The organism is Streptomyces sp. NPDC002520 (genome assembly GCF_053595235.1).
In genome coordinates this window covers 38,103-58,391 of sequence record NZ_JBSFXG010000012.1, presented here as the reverse complement: position 1 = coordinate 58,391, position 20,289 = coordinate 38,103, and the positions used below count along the sequence as shown (strand labels likewise).

The following is a 20,289-nucleotide window of genomic DNA, read 5'->3' as shown; positions in this document are numbered from 1 at the left end:
TCAGGAACCACACCCAACGGTCACCGGCGGAAGAGCCAACGCCGGGCGAGCGGCGCCGCCGCCGTCTAACGTGCCGACAGGCAGTGGCGATGCCGACTCCGAAGCGGGTTACTGCCTGTTGCGAGCGCAGTTGAGGGCTTCGGGCGTTGACGAATGAGATCAATACCCGAACGAGCAGGACGGTCCGCTTCACGGCTCACGAGTTGATGCGCGCTCAGTTGTTTGCGGAGTCGAGGGGGTGCCGGTGGAGGTCTCGTTCGCTGTGCTCGAAGCTGATCAGCGCAACAGCGAACAGGCACTGTGTCTTCATCCGCCATTCCTGACCGGATGCCTTGTCTGGAAGAGCAATGACAGGCGCTGGCGGCGTTCGCTGAGGACCTGCGCGAACGCCACCGCCCGCTTGACGGTCCACCGTTCGGCCGGTCCCGAGACGGCCACAGAGGCAACCGCATCCCCCGTGGGCGTGAGGATCGGCACCGCGACGCCTCGAATGCCTGGATGGTTGGCACCTTGCGACAGGGCGAACCCTTCCCGGCGTACTGATGACAGTGCCGCCTCGACCTCGGCGATCCCGCGGTTGGCTCGCTTGAGGATGGCGTCCAGTTCCGCATCCGGAAGATGGGCCAGTATGGCCTGGCCGCTGCATCCACGGTGCAAGGGAGTCGTGGACCCGAGCCGTGCTGCGCTCCGCAACTCGTGATCGCATTCCGCACCGAGGACGAGGACAGCGTCGTCACCCGCTCGCAAGTGCAGAGTGGCCGTCTCTCCGGAGAGATCGGCCAGGTCGCGCAAGACAGGCCGCGCGCCGACGAACACGTCCGTGCCGGGCAGGACTTCGGACGCCAGCCCGGTCAGGCGGGCGCCTACGAGATAGCCACCGGAGGACGCGCGTGTCACATACGCTTCCTCCTGGAGGACCCGCAGAAGTCGATAGGCAGTGGCCTTGTTCAATCCGGTCGTGTCCGCCAGGTCCTGTAGTCCCATAGGGGCAGGCGAGGCAGCGACTGCCTCGAGGAGGCGGAGTGCTCGACGGGCGGTCTGGCCACCTTCGGTCAGTGTCGCTTCCATGATCCTCCCGCCGTGGTGCCCGGCGCATCAATATCTGAACCTGCGTGCTTCATCTTGTGTCGGTTCGATGAAAGTAGCAAGGGTTCATTCACGCACAGTCAGGTCAACGAGTGGTCTTGACGACGGAGTTTTCTCCTGTCACGCTCTCCAGCCCCCTGTTACCAGCAGGTTACAGATACTGAAAACTGGATGGGTGTCATGGCCAATTCCCTCGGCGCTACGCAGACGCCTGGCAACACCACCGATGCCACGGCCGTACAGCGATGGGTCGCGGCCCGTCTCGACGCGCTTCCCGTTGGCTCCTGGCACAAGCGTGTGCTGGCCGTCGTCGGCTTGGGCTCGTTCTTCAACTTCTTCGAGGTGGCCCTCAGCAGTCTGTTGGTCCCGCTCTTGCCAGCCGCATGGGCGGCCACCACGACACAGCAGTCGCTCCTTGTAGGAGCCACCTTCGCGGGAGAACTGGCGGGCGCCCTGTTGCTCTCCGGCATGGCCGACCGCTGGGGCCGCCGCCGGATGTTCCAGATCAACCTGGTTTCCTATGCTCTCCTCTCCTGCCTGGCGGCCTGCGCGCAGGATGCCGCGTGGCTCATCGCGCTCCGTGTCCTACTCGGTGTCGGGCTTGGGGCAGAACTGGCGCTGGTGGACACCTACCTCACGGAACTCATGCCTGCCGCTCGGCGTGGGCGCATGCTGGCCACCGCCTATACGATCGGCATGCTCGGCGTGCCGGTGGCCGGTGTCCTCGCGGCGAAACTGCCCCATGACCTCGGTGGAGTCGCCAGCTGGCGCTGGCTCATGGTGGTGGCCGGTCTGGGCGCCCTGTGCGTGTGGCTGCTGCGCCGGAATCTGCCCGAATCGCCTCGTTGGCTGGCCGTGCACGCTCCGGACCTAGCGTCGGAAGCGGTGGCGCTCATAGAGGATCGTGCTGGGCGAGCGCCGAGCGCGCCCCAGCCCTCCGTCGCTGCGGTTCTCGCAGCTGTGGACTTGGGCGAACCGAGTGCGGACGTGCCTCCGCCGACGTGGGCCCCTGCGCTGCGCCGACGCACGGTCCTGGTCGCTCTCATGCAGACGCTGGGGCCGATCGGCTTCTACGGCTTCGCCTCGATCGCTCCGCTTGTGCTGATGGACAAGGGGTACACGGTGGTGGAGTCCTTGTCCTTCTCGGCCCTGACGGCGCTGGGTTATCCGGCGGGGTGCTGGGCCTTGATGCACCTGGCCGAGAGAGTGCAGCGAAGGAGTCTGGTGATAGCCACCTCGCTGCTGGTGGCGGTCTTCGGCTCGGTGTTCGGGCTGGCCACGACCGCGTGGGTGATCGTGCCGTCCGGTTTGCTGCTGACATTGACCAGCGTGGTCAACGCCACCGTCTCGCGGGCCTACGGTGCCGAACTGTTCCCGACTCGAATCCGCAACACCGTGCTCGGACGGACCTATGCGCTGTCGAGACTCATCGCGGCCGTGTTGCCGTTCTGTGCTCTGTCCATCCTTCATGCCCTGGGCGCCGGACCACTCTACCTGCTGTGTGCGGGCTTGATCGCCGCGATGAGCCTGGCTGTTGCCCTGCTCGGGCCCAGGACCAATAACGTCGCCCTCGAAGAAATCTGAGGCGTACCCATGCCGACGGGGCACACGCGGCAAGCGTGCGCCCCGCGCTGCGGTGGGTCAGCCGTTTGTGGTCAGCCACCGTCCGTGGGGACCAGCAGTCGGTGGAAGTCGGTGAGGCCCTCCCGCCGATGCTCGGCCAGCAGACGCTGGGTCAGAAGAACGTCGCCTTTCTCCAACGCGGTGACGATGCCATCGTGTTCCCTGAGGATGGCCTGGGCGCGGTCCACGTCGTCGGCGGCGGTGGCACGTCGATAGGAAACGGCCCGGTGCGGCTCCAAGGCCTCCCACAGTTGCGTGATGAAACGGAGCATCCACTCGTTGTCGCATCGGTCGAACAAAGCGAAGTGGAAGCGGCGATTGGCCGCTATGGCAGCCTGCGGATCTCGTGCCGTGGTCGCGGCGCGCTGGTCTTCCAGGGCACCGCGCATCGCTGCGACGTCGTCCGGGTGCATCCGGGTCAACGCGGTTGCCTCAGCTGACCCCTCCAGCAGATCTCGCATCTGGAAGATGTTGTCGACGCTGCCCGGTGTGAGCTCCGTGACAGTGAATCCGCGCTGCGGGACGTAGGTGACGATTCCTTCGACGGCCAGCGTCTTGAGGGCCTCGCGTACAGGGATGACGCTCAGTCCCAGGTCCTCGGCGGCCGCGCTCTGACGGATCGGGGCTCCGGGCGGCAGGTCACCGCGCACGATCGCATCGCGTAGCTCGGCCAGTGCCACCGCCTCAGCGGTTCGCGGAAGAGAGCTTCGTCTAAGGGTCACGTGGCCATCCTACCCAGCCTTCAAAATTAGATGTTATAAATTCTAATGTAGTCGGGGAGGCGACGCGGAGCCGCCGTTCAACCCGCTTCGGACCCAACCCAATGGAGGTGAGCGCGGTGACCGCACCGACGCTGTCAACAGGCCGGCCGCCCAGTGCCCCCGGCGGCCCCACCGGTCAGCTCGCAACCTGGCTCACCGGAACGTCTCTGGAGGAGATCCCCACCACAGTGCGTGAACGGGCATCCCACCTCGTGCTGGACGGACTGGGCTGCGCTCTGATCGGTGCCCAGCTGCCCTGGTCACGCGTCGCCGTCGAAGGCGTTCTCCGCCTGGAGGGGACCGGCACGACTCCGGTGATCGGCTGCGGACTCGCGACCAGCGCGGCCGCCGCGGCAGTGCTCAACGGCACCTTCATCCAGGGATTCGAGCTGGATGACTACTTCCCCCGGGCGCCCCTGCACAGCGCCTCGCTCGTGCTGCCCGCTCTGCTGTCCACCGCTTCCCAGATGGAAAAGGTCTCCGGAGCCGAGTTCCTGCGTGCCACCGTCCTCGGCTTCGAGGTCGGCCCCCGCGTCGGATTCGCCCTGCACGGGTCCCAGATGCTGTCGCGTGGCTGGCACTCGGGTTCGGTCTTCGGCACGCACGCCGCAGCCGCTGCCTCCGGCATATTGCGCGGTCTGGACGCTGCCGCCATGGAGGACGCCCTGGGCCTGGCCGCGACGCAGTCCGGCGGACTCATGGCCGCGCAGTACGAGGCCATGTCCAAGCGCATGCACCATGGCTTCGCCTCCAGGAACGGCTACTACGCCGCGGGCCTCGCGGCGGTCGGCTACACCGGGATCAAGCAGGTGTTCGAGCGTCCTTACGGTGGCTTCCTGTCGACGTTCGGCGAGGGGCACGACCCGGATGTCGCACAGATCACCGCAGGGCTCGGCGAGCGGTGGATGACCGACGAGATCACGGTCAAGATCCATGCCGCGATGGGAGGTCTGCACCCTGCCATCGACGCCGCCCTCGGACTCGCCTCCGGTCGGCTCGCTCCGCAGGACATCGAGACGATCACCATCGCCGTCCCCGACGCCATCTACCACCACGGCTGGTGGCAGCCGGAGCGGCCCCTGACCGCCATAGGCGCTCAGATGAACATCGGCTACGCCGTGGCTGTCGCCCTGCTCGACGGCCACGTCCGACCGGAACAGTTCCACGATGAGCGCATCAACGCGGACGACGTCTGGGAATTGATCGCACGCACCACGGTGGTCCGGGAGAACAAAGCCCAGGACGCCTCCTGGGAGGAACCGGGCTACAACACCCGCGTCACCCTCACCCTTCGCGACGGCACGATCCTCACCTCAGCGCTCAACCAGCCCCATGGCGGGCCCAACGACCCGCTCACCAACGCTGAGATCCGCGCCAAGTTCCGCGCCCTGACGTCCCGTGTGGTCGACGTCGCGCGCTCAGCCAAGATCGAGCAAATCGTCCTCAACCTCGAGGAGCAGACCGACCTCACCGCGCTGGTCGAACTGCTGGCCCCTCCGGTTCGCGGGGCGCTCGACTGACACCCCACCCCACCCACCCCAACCCAGAAGAGGAAGAACCATGCCTACGCATCCCACGCAGCCATCATCACCCCGCCAGGGGACGCCGTCCCGGCCGGCCACCCCGGCCAGTCGTCTGCGCGCACTCCTGGAGGACGGCCTGATCACCGCCCCAGGCGTGTACGACGGCCTCAGCGCCGCGCTCGTCGCCCGCACCGGATTCACCGCCGCCTACCTCACGGGCGCCGGTGTTGCGGTCGCCGGATTCGGACTGCCGGACATCGGTCTGCTCACCCAGAGCGAGATGACGGAGCGCGCCCGCATCGTCGTCGCCGCCCTCGGCGACGTGCCGCTGATCGCCGATGCGGACACCGGATACGGCGCTCCGATCAACGTGGTCCGGACCGTCCAGGAGTACGAGAAGGCCGGTGTCGCGGCGATCCAGTTGGAGGACCAGGCCTTCCCGAAGAAGTGCGGGCACCTGCCCGACAAGGAACTCATCCCGGCGCAGGAGTTCGTCACCAAACTCACGGCGGCGCTGGAAGCACGTCGCGACCCGGACACCGTGATCATCGCCCGCACCGACGCCCGCGCACCACTGGGCCTCGAAGCCGCCATAGAGCGGGCCAACCAGTACGCCCGAGCCGGAGCTGACGTCATCTTCGTCGAGGCTCCCGAAAGCCTCGACGAGATCGAGCGCATCGCAGGGTCCGTCGAAGCGCCTTTGCTGATCAACATGGTGCAGGGCGGTTTGACCCCCGACACCGCTCACGACAAGCTCGCCGCGCTCGGCTACCGCATCGCCATCCACCCCGGGGCGCTTCTCGCGCCCTACGCCCTGCACGGCCTGGAAGCCCTCGCCCGCCTTGGCGGCACCCTGCCCGAGGTTACCGCCGGGCCGCAGGGCCTCTTCGAACTCGTCGGCCTGCGCGACTGGGCCGCCGTCGGCGAGAGCTACCGCGACCATGAGAAGGACGGTGCCTGATGGGCATGACCATGATCGACAAGATCCTCGCCCGCAAGGCGGGCCTGGACCATGTCGCGCCGGGCGACACCGTGGTGTGCGACGTCGACATGACCGTCATGATCGACCTGCAGTTCGCCACCAGCTGGGTGCAGCCTCTGAAGATCCATGATCCCGACAAGGTCGCGGTCATCATGGACCACGCCGTGCCCGCGCCCAACGTCCACGACGCCATAGGCGGCACCCACGCCCGTGGCTTCGCCCGCGACTTCGCCATCGAGAAGTTCTACGACGTCGGTCAGCACGGCATCTGTCACCAGGTGATAGCCGAGAACGGCCTCGCCCGCCCCGGCGAGATCCTCGCCTGCACCGACTCCCACACGTGTGCGGCCGGCGCGTACAACAACGCCGCTCGCGGGCTCGGTCCTGCGGAGGTCTACGCGATCCTGTGCACCGGCAAGACGTGGTTCGAGGCCGCACCGACCATCCGCTACGAGTTCGCAGGGACCAAGCCCGCCGCCGTGTCCGGCAAGGACATCTTCCTGCACATCGCCGGAACCTGGGGCGACGCCACCAACCACAACCTCGAGTACGGCGGTCCGGGACTGGCCTCGATCCCGATGAACGACCGCCGCACCATTGCCACCCAGGGCGCCGAGATCTCCGCGGACTTCTCCACCTTCCCCATCGACGACCTCGCCCGTTCCTTCCTCGCGGAACACGGAGCCTCAGAAGAGTCCTACGAAGCGGCCGATGCCGACCCCGATGCCTCCTATGCCGCTGTGCGCACCGTCGACCTGTCCACGCTGGAGCCGTACGTCGCCCGGCCTGGCACCGTCAGCAACAACGCGCTCCCGGTCTCGGCGATCGAGAAGCGCCCGGTCAACCAGTGCTTCATCGGCTCCTGCGCCAACGGCCAGCTGGAGGACCTGAGGACCGCCGCCGAGATCGTCCGCGGCCGCAAGGTCGCGCCGGGTGTCCGCCTCCTGGTCACCCCTGCCTCGCAGCAGGTCTACCGGGAGGCTATGAGGGCCGGCTATCTGCAGGATCTCGCCGACGCGGGTGCCGTGGTCACCAACTCCACCTGTGGGGCCTGCTTCGGCTACCACATGGGTCTCCTCGCTCCCGGGGAAGTCTGTCTGACCTCGTCCACCCGCAACTTCACCGGCCGTATGGGCAGCCCCGGGGCCGAGATCTACATGGCTTCCCCGGCCACTGTCGCCGCCTCGGCCCTGGCCGGCCATGTCACCGACCCACGAGGGGAACTCAACTGATGGACACCCGCATCACAGGCAGGGTCTGGGTCGTCGGTGATTCCGTCACCACCGACGCCATGTATCCGGCCTTCGCCATGAAACTGCCCGTTCCCGAAGCCGCCCGGCACATCTTCTACGAGCTCCGCCCAGGCTGGACCGCCCAGGTTGCCCCCGGCGACATAGTGGTGGCGGGACGCAACTTCGGCCTCGGCTCCTCACGCCCTGTCGCCGCACTCTTCGGCGAACTCGGTGTCGCGGCCCTGGTGGCCGAGGAGTTCAACTCCCTGTTCCGGCGCAACTGCATCAACCACGGACTACCCGCGCTGACTGTTCCCGGCGTCCGTAAGGCCTTCTCCGACGGCGACACCATGCGCCTCGACTTCGCCGAGGGCTGGGTCGAGAACACCGCATCCGGTCACCGTCTGGCCGGCGGTGCGCTGCCGCCCCTCGTCCTCGACATCCTCGCGGCCGGCGGCATCCTGCCCAAGCTGGCACGCGAGGGCTACATACCCATATCCAGCTGAAGCACCGAGCGGTTGGCGGCGCCCGCGACCCTCTGCGACGCGGGCGACGCCCGCCGCCGATCCATCCCTCGGCTCCTCGCCACCCCGTCACACCAAGGACACCCTCATGCACCAGGACATTGCTCCCGGCATCACGCGCATTGCCACAAGCAGCCGCGACAATGCCTTCCTCATTGCCGGAGACGACGGTTACACCCTTGTCGACGTCGGTTGGGCCAAGGCCCCTGGCGCCATTCTCGAAACCGTCGGGGAGCTGGGCCACAAGCCGAACGCCATCCGCCGCATCGTCATCACCCACGCACACCCCGACCACGTACAAGGCGCGTCCGAACTCCGCGACCGCACCGGTGCCGAAGTCCTGATCCACAGTTCCGACCTCCCCTGGCTCGAAGCCGGTCGGGTTCCCGCCGAGGGCCGGTCTGGGCTCGTCGGCCGCATCATCGACCGGCTGCCCAAGCTTCACTGGACACCTTTGGCAGCGGACGGAACCCTTGCCGACGGCGACCTCATCGAAGGCTCGAACGGTGTGCGTGTCGTACACACCCCGGGGCACACGCCGGGACACATCGTGCTGGTGCACGAGCCCAGCGGCACCGCGCTCATGGGCGACGCCGTCTTCAACCGAGGCAAACTCGCCCTCGGGCCTTCCGCTTTGGCCGCCGACCCAGCCCTGCGCTCCGGCAGCCTCACCAAACTGCCGCATGAACTCCAGGCCGTCGGCTTTGCCCACGGAGCTGCACTGACGGGTGCGGACGTCACCGTCTTTCAGCAGTTCCTGAGTGACCTCGCCGCGTGATCCGACGTGGACCACGACCTGGGCAACGCCTGATCCAGGCCGGCCGGCGCCTTGCGGACCTCGGCTGCTTGCTGTGTGGAGCAGGGACGCCAACACCTCGCCATCTGGGAGACGCAGGGCGTTGTACGGCCTGCACCTGACCGAAGAAACACGACCGTGGGACGTCCACGTCGGCGTTCCGCAGCATTCTGGAGGAACGAATCTTGACCGACAACGAAGGGCTCACGGACAAGAATCTCGCCGCTGTCAGGGACGTGCGTCACCAGTCGACGAGGACCGTGGTCGCCACTTTGGCGGACCTGCGTCTGATCGAACGGCGCCGCGACCCCGGCACCGGTCGCCGCCTGCTGAGCGCGCTCACCGCCGAGGGGCGCCGGTCAGCCTATGCGGCCAGCCAGGCCCGCAGCGTATGGCTCGCCACCGAACTGGAACGGAAGTGCACCGAAGAAGAGCGCCAGACCGTCATTGCGGCCATGGCCATACTGGAGCGACTCGTCCATGACTGACCAGAAAACCGCGACTCGCGGCGACACCCAGAAGGCGGGCTTCGACTGTCGGCTCGTCCCCTCGATGGTGCTGGGCTCGATACTGAACCCCATCAACTCCACCGTCATCGCGGTTGCGCTCGTGCCCATCGGCACCGCGTTCGGGGCACCGCCGTCGGAGACGGCCTGGCTGGTTTCCTCCCTCTACCTGGCCACCGCCCTCGGGCAGCCGATCGTCGGACGACTGATCGACATCTTCGGACCGCGCCGCCTCTTCCTCATCAGCACCACGCTCGTCGGCGTCGCCGGTCTCGTCGGCACCTTGGCCCCCGGCCTCGGGGTTCTGATCGCGGCCCGAGTCCTGCTTGGCTGGGGGACGTGCGCCGGCTACCCCGCCGCCATGGCGCTGCTGCGCAGCGAGGCCGAGCGGACCGGCCAGGACAGCCCAGCGGGAGTGCTGACCGCTCTGGCGGTCGCCAACCAGACCATCGCAGTGATCGGCCCTCTACTGGGTGGCCTGCTGATCGGGGTGGGCGGTTGGCGCCCCACTTTCGCGCTCAACATCCCCCTGGCCGTGGTCGCGGTCACCCTCGGCGCTCTGCGCCTGCCCAAGCAGCCGAGCGGGGGCACGGTGGTCCGGGGCGGTCCGGCCGCACAGATCGATCTGCCGGGCATGGGCCTTTTCGCGGTCATGTTGTTCTCGCTTCTGCTGTTCCTGATGAACCTGCACGCGAGCTCCTGGTATCTGCTGCTGATCACCATCGCGGCCGGAACCTGCTTCGCTGTGCGGGAGTTGCGCGCCAGGGTGCCGTTCATCGACCTGAGGGTGCTCAGCGGCAACGCACCGCTGCTGGCCACCTACGGACGAGCGTTGGTGGCCTACGTCGTCTCCTACGCCTTCCTTTACGGGTTCACCCAATGGACGGAGGAGGGCTACGGGCTCTCGCCCGTCCGCGCCGGGCTCGTGCAGATCCCGCTGTTCCTCGTGGGGATCGCCGTCTCCGTCACCGTCGGCCGCCACAGTGGAGTCTTCGGAAAGCTGATGCTCGGCTCCGTCGGCCAGATCGCCGCCTGCGTACTGATGCTGACCCTCACCGCCGCCAGCCCTGTGTGGCTGCTGCTCGTCCTTGGCGTCATTTACGGCGTGCCCCAGGGGGCCAACAGCCTGGCCCTGCAAAACTCCGTGTACTTCCAGGCCGATCCTCAGCGCACAGGATCGTCCGCCGGCCTGCTACGGACCTTCTCCTATCTCGGCTCGATAGTCGCCTCCTCCGCGACCGCCTTGTCCTTCGGACGGCATGCCAGTACCTCCGGCATGCACCACCTGGCCTGGTTCATGCTGGGCGCCGCAATTCTCTATCTCCTCATCACCGTCTTCGACCGAAGCTTGCACCGCCTCTCGGCCGCCCCTGCCGGGCACGAGCGACAGGCATAGAGGATTCACGCGATGTGCTCCTCTCACACCGGTGGCACGGTGTCCATGGACCACAGCGACTGAAGGGCACGGAACATGTCGCCGGACGCATCGACAGCGGAACCCGGGAAGCAGGTCTCGAGCACCCTTTACACCATAGAGTCCGTGCCTAGCGATCAAAGAGGGAGTTACTGGCGCAGAGCCCTGTCTCATGCGTTCGCCCCGGTGGACCTTGTCGTCCCGGGCGAGGTCTGTTCGGGAACCGTCCGCACGTCCCGACTGGGCCATCTGCAGGTTGCCACGGTGAAGGGCGATCTCCTGTACGCGCGGCGAACTCCACGACTGATCACGCAAGATCAGGACCAGCACCTGGTGGTCAAGCTCCTGGTCAGGGGCGCCGTCCGGGTGGAGCAGGACGCCCGCCAGGTCGACCTGCGTCCCGGGGAGATCGTCTTCTGCGACATGGCACGCCCGATGCAGATGGAATTCCGCTCCGCGTTCCAGACGAAGTCCCTTGTCCTGCCGCGCAGCCTCCTGGGCCTGGGGGAGTCCAACCTGCGACGGCTTACGGCAAGGGCCATCCGCCCTGACACAACCTTGGGTTCACTCCTTTCACCCGTTCTGACTCAATTCGTGGACACGGCGGCGACGTACCGGACGGCTACCGGAGAGGTAGTGGCTCGCCACGTGGTCGACCTTCTCACCGTCCTTGTCGGGGAGCGACTTCACGACGAGGCAGGTGACGCGCCCCATGCGACGCGGGTGTTGCTGACGCAGGTCCAGGCCTTCATCGACCGGCACCTCGCGGACTCCGACCTGACACCGCAAACCATCGCCAAGGCGCACTACATCTCCGTGCGCTACCTGCACCGCCTTTTCGAGGCCGAAGGTGTAACCGTCGCCCGTTGGGTCCAGCAGCGCCGGCTGCAGGAGTGCAGACGTGAGCTGGCTCGTCGAGCCTCGGCGGACAGGACCATCGCCGCAGTGGCCCACGCGTGGGGTTTCACCAGCGCAGTGCACTTCAGCCGGGTGTTCCGGTCCACCTATGGGATGTCCCCGGCTGAGTGGCGGGACCCCGTGGCACAGGCGCCTCCGCTGCCGAGCGCAGTGCCAAGGGCCCATGACGCAGCGACGGTGTTGCTCCCTCAGCCCGCCAACCTGTCTGGTTGCGTCCAAGGAAGTGGTGTACCAGTTCCCACCTGATCCGGGCGTTTGTCACGGCGTCGGAGTGAGGGCTCGGACATGAGAACGAACCTGCGCTGCTTCCAGCGACACGACATCTCCTTACTCGAAACCGTACGCCATGTCGAGCCCACCATGCTGCTCGGAACGTCGACCGTGGCAGGCGCCTTTACCCAGGACGTCATCGAGACCATGGCCGCGGGCACCGAGCGCCCGATCATTTTCCCACTCTCGGACCCGGCAACCGCGAGTCGATGCCATGCCTGCGGACACTGTTCGGCCAGTTCAGCACCTTCTGCACGACCGTCAATGACTCAAAGACACCTCTGTTCATGTGGAAAGGCCGAAACATGTCACCATATACGCCGCGGTCTGAGGGATATCGCTCCAATAGCAACCTGCCAGCTGCGGGTACGATGTCTAGTTGTCACCCATGGGACTACTGGAGCGAGGCCCTGTCCCGGACTCTCGGCATGAAATTGTCGGTTCCCGAAGAGGCGTATTCCGGAACGGTGCGCAAGTCGCCGATGGGCCGACTCCAGATCGCCACGATCGAAGGCGATCCGCTGGTGGCCCTGCGCACGCGACGGCTCATGGGGCAAGGTGACGACGACTATGTAGTCGTGAACCTGCTGGACAGGGGAGTCGCACGGCTCGAGCAGGACACCCGCGACGTAGCCCTGCGGTCCGGTGAAATCTTCATCTACGACACGACCCGACCGTTCCGGCTGATGTTTCCTGAACACTTCCAGACGAAATCTCTCATACTGCCACGGCAGATTCACGGTCTCAGCGAGCCGGTCCTCCGGCAGATCACGGCTTCGCCCTTGGGTGCCGACACGGCACTCGGTGGACTGCTTTCCGTGCTTCTGTCCCAGCTTGCGGACACCGCTGGATCGTATCGGCCGCATACAGGTGAATTGCTGGCCCGCAAAGTAGCGGACCTGCTGTCTGTTCTGGCCGATGAACGACTGGGCGAGACCGCCGGGAGGTCGCCGAGAGGCGAGGCGGCGATGTTGCTGCGGATCCAGGCGTTTATCAGGCGACACCTTACCGATCCTGATCTGACGCCTGAAGTCATCGCTGATGCGCACCACATTTCCCTTCGATATTTGCACAGAATCTTCGAAGGCGAGGAGAGCACTGTCAGGCGCTGGATTCAAAGCCGCCGTCTCGAAGGGTGCCGGCGGGATCTGACTCAGAGGGGGGCCGCAAATCTTACCATTTCCGCAGTGGCACACAGGTGGGGCTTCACCAGTGCCACCCACTTCAGCCGACTGTTCCGGGCCGCCTATGGGATGTCTCCCAGCGACTGGCGCGACGCGCAGATGTCATAACCCTCGGCAGCGAGCTTCGGGCGATTCCGAATGGCGTTGATCGGGACACCATGCTGCCGTGGCGCGCACGACCGGATACTTCTCCATGGAATCCGGCTTATGCGGTGTCCCGGGAGGCGGGCGGACCCGTGGTCATGCCCCCCTCCCGGGAGTCCTCGCGAGGGAAACAGGGGTCGAAGGGTGTGTCGGTGGTTTCCGGGAACAGGCAGCGCCGTTTGCGCCACGTGCGGTGCTGCTCCGACTCGGCGACCGCCTTGCCGAGCAACTCCGCTTGGCGCCCGCCCGCGTGGTGCGGCCGTGATGTCTGGTAGCCGCCGAAGTGCGCCACCGGCCTCCGGGCGGGGCTGACGGGAGGGAGCTCCTTGTCGGGACCTTCGTACTCGCCGACCGTGCAGGCGATTCGGCCGCCGGTGACCGTGAGCAGCGATTCGATGTGCGCGATCTCCGGCTCGGGCACGGGTGAAGTAGTCCTCGGACAGGATCGCGAGATCCGCGTAACACTCCGGGGCAGGAGGCCGTTGACGTTCTCCTCACCGGTCAGTTCGGCGCCGGCGCGGGTGAACGTCGTCAGCGCGGTCTGCCGGTCGACACGGTTGCTCCGCGGGCGTAGCAGGATGTCACTGATGCTGCGGCCGCTCACCAGCCAGTGCAGGGCGCCCCAGGGACTGTAGGTGGACACACGGGTGTCGTCGGTGCCAGCGGCCACGGTCAGGCCGCACTCCAGCATCTTGCGGATCGGCGGGAAGTCCGCGGCGGCGCAGATGCCGTAGCGGCGCATGAACGCATCGCCCTTGGAAGGCCAGCCTGCTCTGTACGGATATGGCACCGACGAGCGTGGCGACGCGGTCGAGGCTCACCGTGGCCGCGGCCTCCGCGTGGTCGAACAACCAGCAGTTACCGTCCGGGAAAAGCCCTTCGGCGGCCAGTTTCTCGAACACCGCGAGGTCCCGGAAGATGGCCTCGTCGTACGTGTCGTGCAGCCGGCATCCCCAGCCGCTCCGGTGCGGTGATCGCCTGCGCCGTTGAGGCGGAGCCACTTGTCCCCGTCCAGAGGGCTCGCCATCTCGATCCAGCAGGTCAGGTGGGCTATTTCCTGTCCCGCCGTCTGCGAGAAGAGGCGATAGGCGATGCGCAGCGACAACTGCCCTGCCCTCGCAAGCTCGATGACGGTGCTGTAGTGCCGGGGAAATTCTGGAAGCCGCCGGCGGCGTCGATCGCCGAGGTCAGTCCGAACCAGGGCTTTGGCGCAGTCTCATCACGCCCGGTTCGTGATCATTCCGGGGCGAGGAGTGTGTGGGAACGAGGGAGGTCGCGGACGTTGCGGCGGAGGCCGTCTGCGATGTTCGTTCCGGTTGCTCGGAGGGCTCCGATGGCAAGGATGCGTCAGGCGGCCATCGCGGGGGGCCTGTACGCGTCCTCGGCGAAGGTAGTGTCGCGGACATGGAGCAGGGCCTCGATCGTCCCGTGGTTCCAGACGAGTTGGGCGAGCAGGACCGAAGTGGCCTGCGCGGCGGTCGGGCTGGTGACGACGTAGACCGTTTTGACGGTGGTCTTGCCGGTCTTGCGGTTGGTTCGGCGGCGGTCAGTCGCCCGCCGGGTCGGTGAGGATCAGGCCCGGCCCTGGGGTCGGGATCGAATCCCCTGGTTGAACGTCGTGGCCGCTCTCGCAGCGCAGCACCGCACGGACCGGGGCCCCGCAGTCCCGGTGTCGGGCGGTCCAGGGGGGACCCTGCTCATCGGCCGCCCAGGCGTCTCCCCAGTCCCGCAGGGCGACGAGCACGGGGAGCAGAGCCTGCCCCTTGGCCGTCAACTGGTACTCGTAGCGCGTGCGCTGACCGGGCTTGCGATAGGGGACCCGCTCCAGCAGCCCCTCGGCCGTCAGCTCCTTGAGGCGTGCCGCCGCGGTCGGTTCGCCGATCCCCACCCGGTGTGCGAAGTCGTCGAACCGGCGGGTGCCCAGGAACGCCTCGCGCATGATCAGCAGGGCCGATCTGGTGCCGACGACCTCGAGGGTGCGCGCCACCGAGCAGTTGGCCATCGACCAGGCATGGCGGTCCTTCAGGAGATCGAGCATGGCCACAGTCTAGACCCTGACTACCGCAAACCGAAGTTAGCCGTTATGGTCATGGCTGACTTCGATTTACTTTAGTCAGATGCCCGTCGGCGGCCCTACTGCCACTCCGCAAGGAACCTGCCCTCATGTCTCACTCAGCCCCCTCGCAGGGCACCGTCATCCCCCCGGACGTCCATGCCCGTGACGGCCGTCAGGCCGGCCGTCACGCCGGCGGCGTGCTCACGCTCGTGGCCATGTGCCTCGGCAGCATGACGACGTTCCTGCTGATCACCTCGTCGGTGTCCGCCCTGTCGGCCATCCAGGACGACTTGCACGTGTCCCCGACCGGCCTGGTCTGGATCCCGTCCGCTTACACCCTGCTGGTGGCCAGCCTGGTCATGTCCGCCGGCACCCTGGGGAACCTCTACGGACGCAAGCGCATCTTCCTGACAGGCGCTCTGATCATGGCCGCCGGATCGTTCACGGTGTACTGCGCAGGCTCCACCGGGACGGTCATCGCGGGACAGCTCGTCTCCGGCGTCGGTGGCGCACTTATCCTGCCCAACAGCCTGGCCATCCTGGGAGTGGCCTTCCCCGACCCACACCGGCGCACCGAGGCGGTCACCGCCTGGGCGGCCTCGTCCGGAATCGGCCTCGCCGTCGGACCCGTGCTCGCCGGACTCCTGCTCGCCCACTTCCACTGGAACGCCGTCTTCCTGTCCACGGTCGTGGTCGCAGCTCTGACCTTCGTCGTCGGGCTGTTCGTCAACGAGTCGCGCAGCCCCGGCGGCAGACTGGACATCCCCGGACAGCTCCTTGGCGCCTTCGGCATAGCTGCTCTTGTCTACGCCCTGATCCAAGGCGGCCAGGACGGCTACACGAGTCCGCGGATCGACGCCGCCTGGTCCCTCGCCGCCGTGGGGCTCGTCGGCTTCGTCCTCGCCGAACGCGCGGCCCACACCCCGATGCTGGACATCAGCCTGTTCCGGTCGCCCTCCTTCAGCTCCGTCATGGTCATCGCAGCCGTCGCACTGTTCGGATACAGCGGCGTGGCCATCGTGTCGGTCCTCTACTTCGAGCGCGTCCAGCACCTGTCCGCGCTGGACGTGGGGTGGCGCATGCTGCCCTTCTTCGGCCTCTACATCGTCACCGCGTACGTGGTCGGCCCGGTGATCCGGCGCACGGGCTTCAAGCTGCCGCTGACCGTCGGGCTGCTCCTAGCCGCCGGGGCGGCCCTCGGACTCACCGCCCAGCACGCCGACACGCCCTACGCGCACGTCTGGTGGCTCTACGCCCTCTTCGGCGCCGGCTGCGGATTCGTGGCGGCGCCGAGCACCGCCGCCGCGTTGGTCAGCGTGTCGCACGAACGGGCCGGCATGGCCTCCGGAGCCGTGAACGCCGCCCGCCAGCTCGGCTCGGTCCTGGGGACCTCACTGCTCGGAACGCTGCTCGTGAGCAACCTGACTTCCCACCTCCCGGGAGAACTTCAGGCGCACCAGGTCCCCTCGACTCTCTGGCCCGCGGTCGAGCATGCGGTCGCTGGCGGCGCCGCTCAGGGGTCCGCGCCGCCGGCTGTCACCGCAGCCGTCGGTGACGCCTTCACTTCGGGCGTCCACGCCGGACTGCTCGCCACCGCGGTGGCGTTCCTGTGCGCGGCGGTCCTGGCAGCGACGCTCGTTCGCAATCGCCCGCACCAGGGCTGACTTCAGTCCCACCTCTGGTAGCTGGTGGCGGCGCCGCCCATCGGACCCCCACGTGCGGTGGGCGGCGTAGGTCACCCGTTCGGTACCTTCTCCCGCCTGTCGAGCACGGACTCCACGCCGGGGACGGCGAGGACCGTGGCGCGGCGGATCGTTACTGGTTGCCGCTCACTCCACCTGAGGACCTGAGGAGGCCCCCGATGGTCACGACCTCTCGTCCCGCCGACCCCGTCCTGGAGGCGGCCGCCATCGATCTGGCGAAGGCCACCGAACCGCACGCCCGCACCTATGAGATCCCCCCCGGCGAACGGCGCGACGCGCTGGCGGGGCTGCAGACGGGCGAGTGCGTCGACAAGCCTGCCGTCGACGAGGAGTGGCTCGACATCGACGCCGGCGTGTACGGCATGGTGCCGACCCGCATCATCCGCCCGAAGGGCGCCATCGGCGTCCTGCCAGTGTTCGTCTACATCCACGGGCGCCGGCTGGGCCTTCGGTGACGGGAACACCCACGACCGCCTGGTCCGCGAACTGGCCGTGCGCACCATCGCCGCCGCGGTGTTCCCCGTCTACCCTCGGGCGCCCGAAGCCAAGTTCCCCACCCAGATCGAGCAGAACTACGCCGTCGGCCAGTGGCTCAAGGACCACGGCGGAGCCAGGAAGCTGGACCCGGAGACGGTGGCGGTGTGCGGCGACTCGGTCGGCGACAACATGTCGACCGCCTGCGCGATGATGAACGCCGAGCGCGACGAGCTGACCCTCGCGTGCCAAGTGCTGCTCCACCCGGTCACGGACGCCGACTTCGACACTCCCTCGTACCTCCAGTTCTCCGAGGGCTACAACCTCACCCGCGCGGGCATGCAGCGGTTCTGGGGCGAGTACACCGCCGACCCGGCCGAGCGCATGGACCCGCACGCCTCACCTCTGGGCGCCTCCATGGAGCAGCTCACCTCCATGCCGCCGACCCTGGTCATCACCGACGAGGCCGACGTGCTTCGCGACGAAGGCGAGACCTACGCCGCGAAGCTGCGCGCCGCCGGGGTCCAGGTCACCGCGTTCCGTGTGCTGGGCATGCTCCCGACTTCATGATGTTCGACAGCCCTGCAGGACACCGCCGCCAACAACGTCGCCCTCAAGCTCGCCGGCGACACGCTCCGCGACGCTCTGCACGGCTGGTGACACCAGAGGCGCAGCCCTGTACGGGAGTTGGTCGGCGCCGCCCACCGGGTCCCCACGTGCGGTGGGTGGCGCTCATCTCCGGCCTCTCCCGCTGTGGACGGACGCGCGTGCGGACCTGGTGACGGTCTCGACGATCTCACCTCGGACCGACAACACGCGGGCTACGACGGAGGACGCGACGACACGCCCGGGCGTCCTCGAGAGAGCCGAAACGCTCGGGAAAGTCGTGCCGGTATTTCAGGGTGTGGTGACTCTCGCTGTGGGGCTTGTCGTTCGATGTCTTCGGGCGGGAGTGGGACTTGGTGACCTCGAAGCCTGCCATCAGATTGGCTACGTTCTGCGCGACCATTGGCGGACCCCCGGTCCGATTGGGTCGTCAACTGGCCCGATTAGATGCCGTACTTGGCGACCGTCCCGGATAGGAACCGCTCGGCGAGGCCGTTGTTCTTCCGGCCGGCGATCATCCAGCCGACCGTGTAGCAGCTGAAGAAGTCGTTGATCGTGTAGAGGCAGTAGTAGACGCCCGCGACCGGCCCCTTCAGCTTGGTGGTGTCCCAGCTCCAGACCCGGTTCAGGCCCTCGGGGACCAGCTCGGGAACGGTCCGGGGCGGGGCTCTGCGGTGGTGCCGGTAGTAGGTGGCCCGGCTCGCACCGAGCGCCGCGCATGCCCGGAGGCGCTTGACCAGCTCGGTGAGCTCTTCGCGGGCTTGGACGCGGGCAGCGTCGAACACGGCCGCGGGTCCGGCCCGGAAACTTGGTGTTCTCGCCATTCCGGTTCGGGGCGCTGTCCGTGGCGAACTGGGCGGGCAGCGTGGAGAGTTCTCCCTGAACCTCGATGACCGTGCTGGCCTTCGTGAGGTCGGCCTCCAAGCGGTCGATGTCCGCCTTGAACTTCGCGATCTCCCTGTCCCGCGGGTCCGCCTTCGGCCGTCCGGCCGGCCCGGCGAGCGTGTGCAGGGCACCTCTGTCCCGCCGCTGCCGCCACGTCGTGATCATCGACGAGTACAGCCCCTCCCACCGCAGCAGGGCACCCGAGCGTCCCGTCCGCGCACCGAAAAACGCCGAAAGCGCACTACACGTGCCGCAGGACGGGAAACAGACTCGTCATGCCGGCGACCCCTTGGCAAGCCGGTTCGGCGTCCATGCACTGTGAGGCCATCGCAACTTCACTCGTGGACAGCCACTGCCCGCGCGGCGGTTCTACTGTGCAGATCAGTTCGCCGGTGTACCCAGCACAACGGTTCGTGGAGGCGACTGCCAGCCTTCCACCTCTACAGCGGAGGGCGCGAGGCCGTTGAGGCGGCGCAGTCGGGCGCGCTGACAGTCCACGCACGTGAACTGGTCCATGCAGGTTTGCCATGACCGGGACGGACGGCGTCAGCGCGCCCCCTGATGGCAAGCAAGACAGTTGATCAGCACATCGTCGTGGACTTGCTTACATCGATCTTCGTGTGACCGGGGACGTATCCCGCACACTCCAACCCAGGGAACGGTAATGAAGCACACTCCTGCCCAGACACGGGGACGCCACACGGCGCCGACCAAGCGAACGGCTTGGATTGCCGGCCTGACAGCAACCGCAGCGGCGGTTGGCCTGTCCGTCTTCGCCATCAGCCCGAGCGCGAACGCCACGGACGCGTCGTCCGTGGACCAGGGGACCAAGCCGACCGTGGTGCTGGTGCACGGTGCCTGGGCTGACGCGGCAGGTTGGACACCTGTCGCCGAGCGCCTCCAGAAGGACGGCTACAGCGTCAAGGCGCCCCCGAACCCCCTGCGCGGTCTGACGTCCGACGCCCAGTACATCAACAGCGTCCTCAAGCAGATCAAGGGCCCGATCATCCTCGTCGGCCACTCCTACGGCGGCGCCGTCATCACCAACGCCGTCCAGGACAACCCCAACGTCAAGGCACTCGTCTACATCGCCGCGTTCGCCCCCGCCCAGGGCGAATCGCTGTCCGACCTCAACTCACGCCCCGTCGCGCACCCCATCGCAGCCCTTCCGACCGATCCCACGACCTACCTCAAGCCGGACGGCACCGAGGGCACTGAGCTGACCATCGATCCGACCCAGTACCCCAACGTCTTCCTCGACAACGAACTGCCCCAGGTCCAGGCTGACGCGCTGGCAGCCGAGCAGCGCCCGCTGAGCGTCGACTCCGCCACGGAGAAGTCCGACACCCCGGCCTGGAAGACCGTCCCTTCTTGGTATCTCGTCGCCAACAACGACCGTGCCATCGCCCCTGACCTCGAGCGGTACATGGCCGCCCGTGCCCACGCGCAGACCGTCCAGGTCGACGCACCCCACCTGGCCATGGTGACCAACCCCGCCCCGGTCACCGACCTCATCGAACAGGCCGCAAGGGCAACCGCCCAGTGACCTGACGGCATTCGGCTGCCCCCGCAGGCAATGCCTGCGGGGGCAGCCGAATGCCC

At 67.3% G+C, this 20,289-nt stretch carries 17 protein-coding genes and 2 pseudogenes; 14 read left to right on the top strand and 5 right to left on the bottom strand.

What is annotated here, in order from left to right; all coding sequences use genetic code 11:
• Positions 1-306 precede the first annotated feature (306 nt).
• On the bottom strand, positions 307-1,068 hold the full coding sequence (locus ACWD5D_RS18750; protein WP_451373811.1) for an IclR family transcriptional regulator: 762 nt from the start codon (positions 1,066-1,068) through the stop codon (positions 307-309).
• A 198-nt stretch (positions 1,069-1,266) separates the two neighbouring features.
• On the opposite strand from ACWD5D_RS18750, the gene ACWD5D_RS18745 reads away from it, so the two are divergent.
• Positions 1,267-2,670: an MFS transporter gene (locus tag ACWD5D_RS18745; RefSeq protein ID WP_451373810.1), complete on the top strand. Its 1,404-nt coding sequence runs from the start codon at positions 1,267-1,269 to the stop codon at positions 2,668-2,670.
• A gap of 71 nt (positions 2,671-2,741) precedes the next feature.
• Here the strand turns inward: ACWD5D_RS18745 and ACWD5D_RS18740 are convergent, their stop codons facing one another.
• Positions 2,742-3,389, bottom strand: a complete 648-nt coding sequence (locus tag ACWD5D_RS18740; protein WP_451373809.1) for a GntR family transcriptional regulator — start codon at positions 3,387-3,389, stop codon at positions 2,742-2,744.
• A gap of 158 nt (positions 3,390-3,547) precedes the next feature.
• Here ACWD5D_RS18740 and ACWD5D_RS18735 point away from each other — a divergent pair, with 158 nt between their 5' ends.
• From ACWD5D_RS18735 to ACWD5D_RS18690, 10 genes are all read left to right on the top strand, one after another.
• On the top strand, positions 3,548-4,990 hold the full coding sequence (locus ACWD5D_RS18735) for an MmgE/PrpD family protein (protein ID WP_451373808.1): 1,443 nt from the start codon (positions 3,548-3,550) through the stop codon (positions 4,988-4,990).
• A 40-nt stretch (positions 4,991-5,030) separates the two neighbouring features.
• On the top strand, positions 5,031-5,954 hold the full coding sequence (locus tag ACWD5D_RS18730; RefSeq protein WP_451373807.1) for an isocitrate lyase/PEP mutase family protein: 924 nt from the start codon (positions 5,031-5,033) through the stop codon (positions 5,952-5,954).
• Positions 5,954-7,207 carry a 3-isopropylmalate dehydratase large subunit gene (locus ACWD5D_RS18725; protein ID WP_451373806.1) on the top strand — a complete coding sequence of 418 codons (1,254 nt, stop codon included), beginning with the start codon at positions 5,954-5,956 and terminating at the stop codon, positions 7,205-7,207. Before ACWD5D_RS18730 ends, ACWD5D_RS18725 begins: the two co-directional genes overlap by 1 nt.
• Positions 7,207-7,713 (top strand): LeuD/DmdB family oxidoreductase small subunit, encoded by a 507-nt coding sequence (locus tag ACWD5D_RS18720; RefSeq protein WP_451373805.1) that lies wholly within the window; start codon positions 7,207-7,209, stop codon positions 7,711-7,713. Before ACWD5D_RS18725 ends, ACWD5D_RS18720 begins: the two co-directional genes overlap by 1 nt.
• Positions 7,714-7,819: 106 nt before the next feature.
• Positions 7,820-8,509: an MBL fold metallo-hydrolase gene (locus tag ACWD5D_RS18715; protein ID WP_451373804.1), complete on the top strand. Its 690-nt coding sequence runs from the start codon at positions 7,820-7,822 to the stop codon at positions 8,507-8,509.
• A 203-nt stretch (positions 8,510-8,712) separates the two neighbouring features.
• Complete coding sequence (locus tag ACWD5D_RS18710; protein ID WP_451373803.1) at positions 8,713-9,015, top strand: hypothetical protein; 303 nt, start codon at positions 8,713-8,715, stop codon at positions 9,013-9,015.
• The gene (locus ACWD5D_RS18705) at positions 9,008-10,429 is read left to right on the top strand and encodes an MFS transporter (protein WP_451373802.1); all 1,422 of its coding nucleotides are present in this window, start codon (positions 9,008-9,010) and stop codon (positions 10,427-10,429) included. The genes ACWD5D_RS18710 and ACWD5D_RS18705 overlap by 8 nt, the downstream gene beginning before the upstream one ends.
• A 75-nt stretch (positions 10,430-10,504) precedes the next feature.
• Positions 10,505-11,611 (top strand): AraC-like ligand-binding domain-containing protein, encoded by a 1,107-nt coding sequence (locus tag ACWD5D_RS18700; protein ID WP_451373801.1) that lies wholly within the window; start codon positions 10,505-10,507, stop codon positions 11,609-11,611.
• Positions 11,612-11,650: 39 nt separating this feature from the next.
• Positions 11,651-12,067 carry a malic enzyme-like NAD(P)-binding protein gene (locus ACWD5D_RS18695; RefSeq protein ID WP_451373800.1) on the top strand — a complete coding sequence of 139 codons (417 nt, stop codon included), beginning with the start codon at positions 11,651-11,653 and terminating at the stop codon, positions 12,065-12,067.
• A complete protein-coding gene (locus ACWD5D_RS18690) occupies positions 12,064-12,927 on the top strand; it encodes a helix-turn-helix domain-containing protein (protein WP_451373799.1) in 864 nt (287 codons plus the stop codon). Before ACWD5D_RS18695 ends, ACWD5D_RS18690 begins: the two co-directional genes overlap by 4 nt.
• Before the next feature lie 163 nt (positions 12,928-13,090).
• Here ACWD5D_RS18690 and ACWD5D_RS18685 read toward each other — a convergent pair.
• Positions 13,091-14,160: pseudogene (locus ACWD5D_RS18685) on the bottom strand (amidohydrolase family protein); the annotation flags it as partial.
• A gap of 349 nt (positions 14,161-14,509) precedes the next feature.
• Positions 14,510-15,001 (bottom strand): winged helix-turn-helix transcriptional regulator, encoded by a 492-nt coding sequence (locus ACWD5D_RS18680; RefSeq protein WP_451373798.1) that lies wholly within the window; start codon positions 14,999-15,001, stop codon positions 14,510-14,512.
• 125 nt (positions 15,002-15,126) lie between these two features.
• On the opposite strand from ACWD5D_RS18680, the gene ACWD5D_RS18675 reads away from it, so the two are divergent.
• Positions 15,127-16,683, top strand: a complete 1,557-nt coding sequence (locus ACWD5D_RS18675) for an MFS transporter (RefSeq protein WP_451373797.1) — start codon at positions 15,127-15,129, stop codon at positions 16,681-16,683.
• Positions 16,684-16,880: 197 nt separating this feature from the next.
• Positions 16,881-17,856, top strand: a pseudogene (locus ACWD5D_RS18670) (alpha/beta hydrolase).
• 389 nt (positions 17,857-18,245) lie between these two features.
• Here ACWD5D_RS18670 and ACWD5D_RS18665 read toward each other — a convergent pair.
• Entirely contained in the window at positions 18,246-18,587 is a 342-nt protein-coding gene (locus tag ACWD5D_RS18665; protein ID WP_451373796.1) for a hypothetical protein, read from the bottom strand.
• Positions 18,588-19,501: 914 nt separating this feature from the next.
• On the opposite strand from ACWD5D_RS18665, the gene ACWD5D_RS18660 reads away from it, so the two are divergent.
• A complete protein-coding gene (locus ACWD5D_RS18660; protein ID WP_451373795.1) occupies positions 19,502-20,233 on the top strand; it encodes an alpha/beta fold hydrolase in 732 nt (243 codons plus the stop codon).
• Positions 20,234-20,289 lie beyond the last annotated feature (56 nt).

Excerpts from the sequence above, each read along its gene's own strand:
- ACWD5D_RS18705 (WP_451373802.1), top strand. The coding sequence starts at position 9,008 with ATGACTGACCAGAAAACCGCGACTCGCGGCGACACCCAGAAGGCGGGC.
- ACWD5D_RS18695 (WP_451373800.1), top strand. The coding sequence starts at position 11,651 with ATGAGAACGAACCTGCGCTGCTTCCAGCGACACGACATCTCCTTACTC.
- ACWD5D_RS18725 (WP_451373806.1), top strand. The coding sequence starts at position 5,954 with ATGGGCATGACCATGATCGACAAGATCCTCGCCCGCAAGGCGGGCCTG.
- ACWD5D_RS18750 (WP_451373811.1), bottom strand. The coding sequence starts at position 1,068 with ATGGAAGCGACACTGACCGAAGGTGGCCAGACCGCCCGTCGAGCACTC.
- ACWD5D_RS18730 (WP_451373807.1), top strand. The coding sequence starts at position 5,031 with ATGCCTACGCATCCCACGCAGCCATCATCACCCCGCCAGGGGACGCCG.
- ACWD5D_RS18720 (WP_451373805.1), top strand. The coding sequence starts at position 7,207 with ATGGACACCCGCATCACAGGCAGGGTCTGGGTCGTCGGTGATTCCGTC.
- ACWD5D_RS18745 (WP_451373810.1), top strand. The coding sequence starts at position 1,267 with ATGGCCAATTCCCTCGGCGCTACGCAGACGCCTGGCAACACCACCGAT.
- ACWD5D_RS18700 (WP_451373801.1), top strand. The coding sequence starts at position 10,505 with ATGTCGCCGGACGCATCGACAGCGGAACCCGGGAAGCAGGTCTCGAGC.
- ACWD5D_RS18690 (WP_451373799.1), top strand. The coding sequence starts at position 12,064 with ATGAAATTGTCGGTTCCCGAAGAGGCGTATTCCGGAACGGTGCGCAAG.
- ACWD5D_RS18680 (WP_451373798.1), bottom strand. The coding sequence starts at position 15,001 with ATGCTCGATCTCCTGAAGGACCGCCATGCCTGGTCGATGGCCAACTGC.
- ACWD5D_RS18675 (WP_451373797.1), top strand. The coding sequence starts at position 15,127 with ATGTCTCACTCAGCCCCCTCGCAGGGCACCGTCATCCCCCCGGACGTC.
- ACWD5D_RS18715 (WP_451373804.1), top strand. The coding sequence starts at position 7,820 with ATGCACCAGGACATTGCTCCCGGCATCACGCGCATTGCCACAAGCAGC.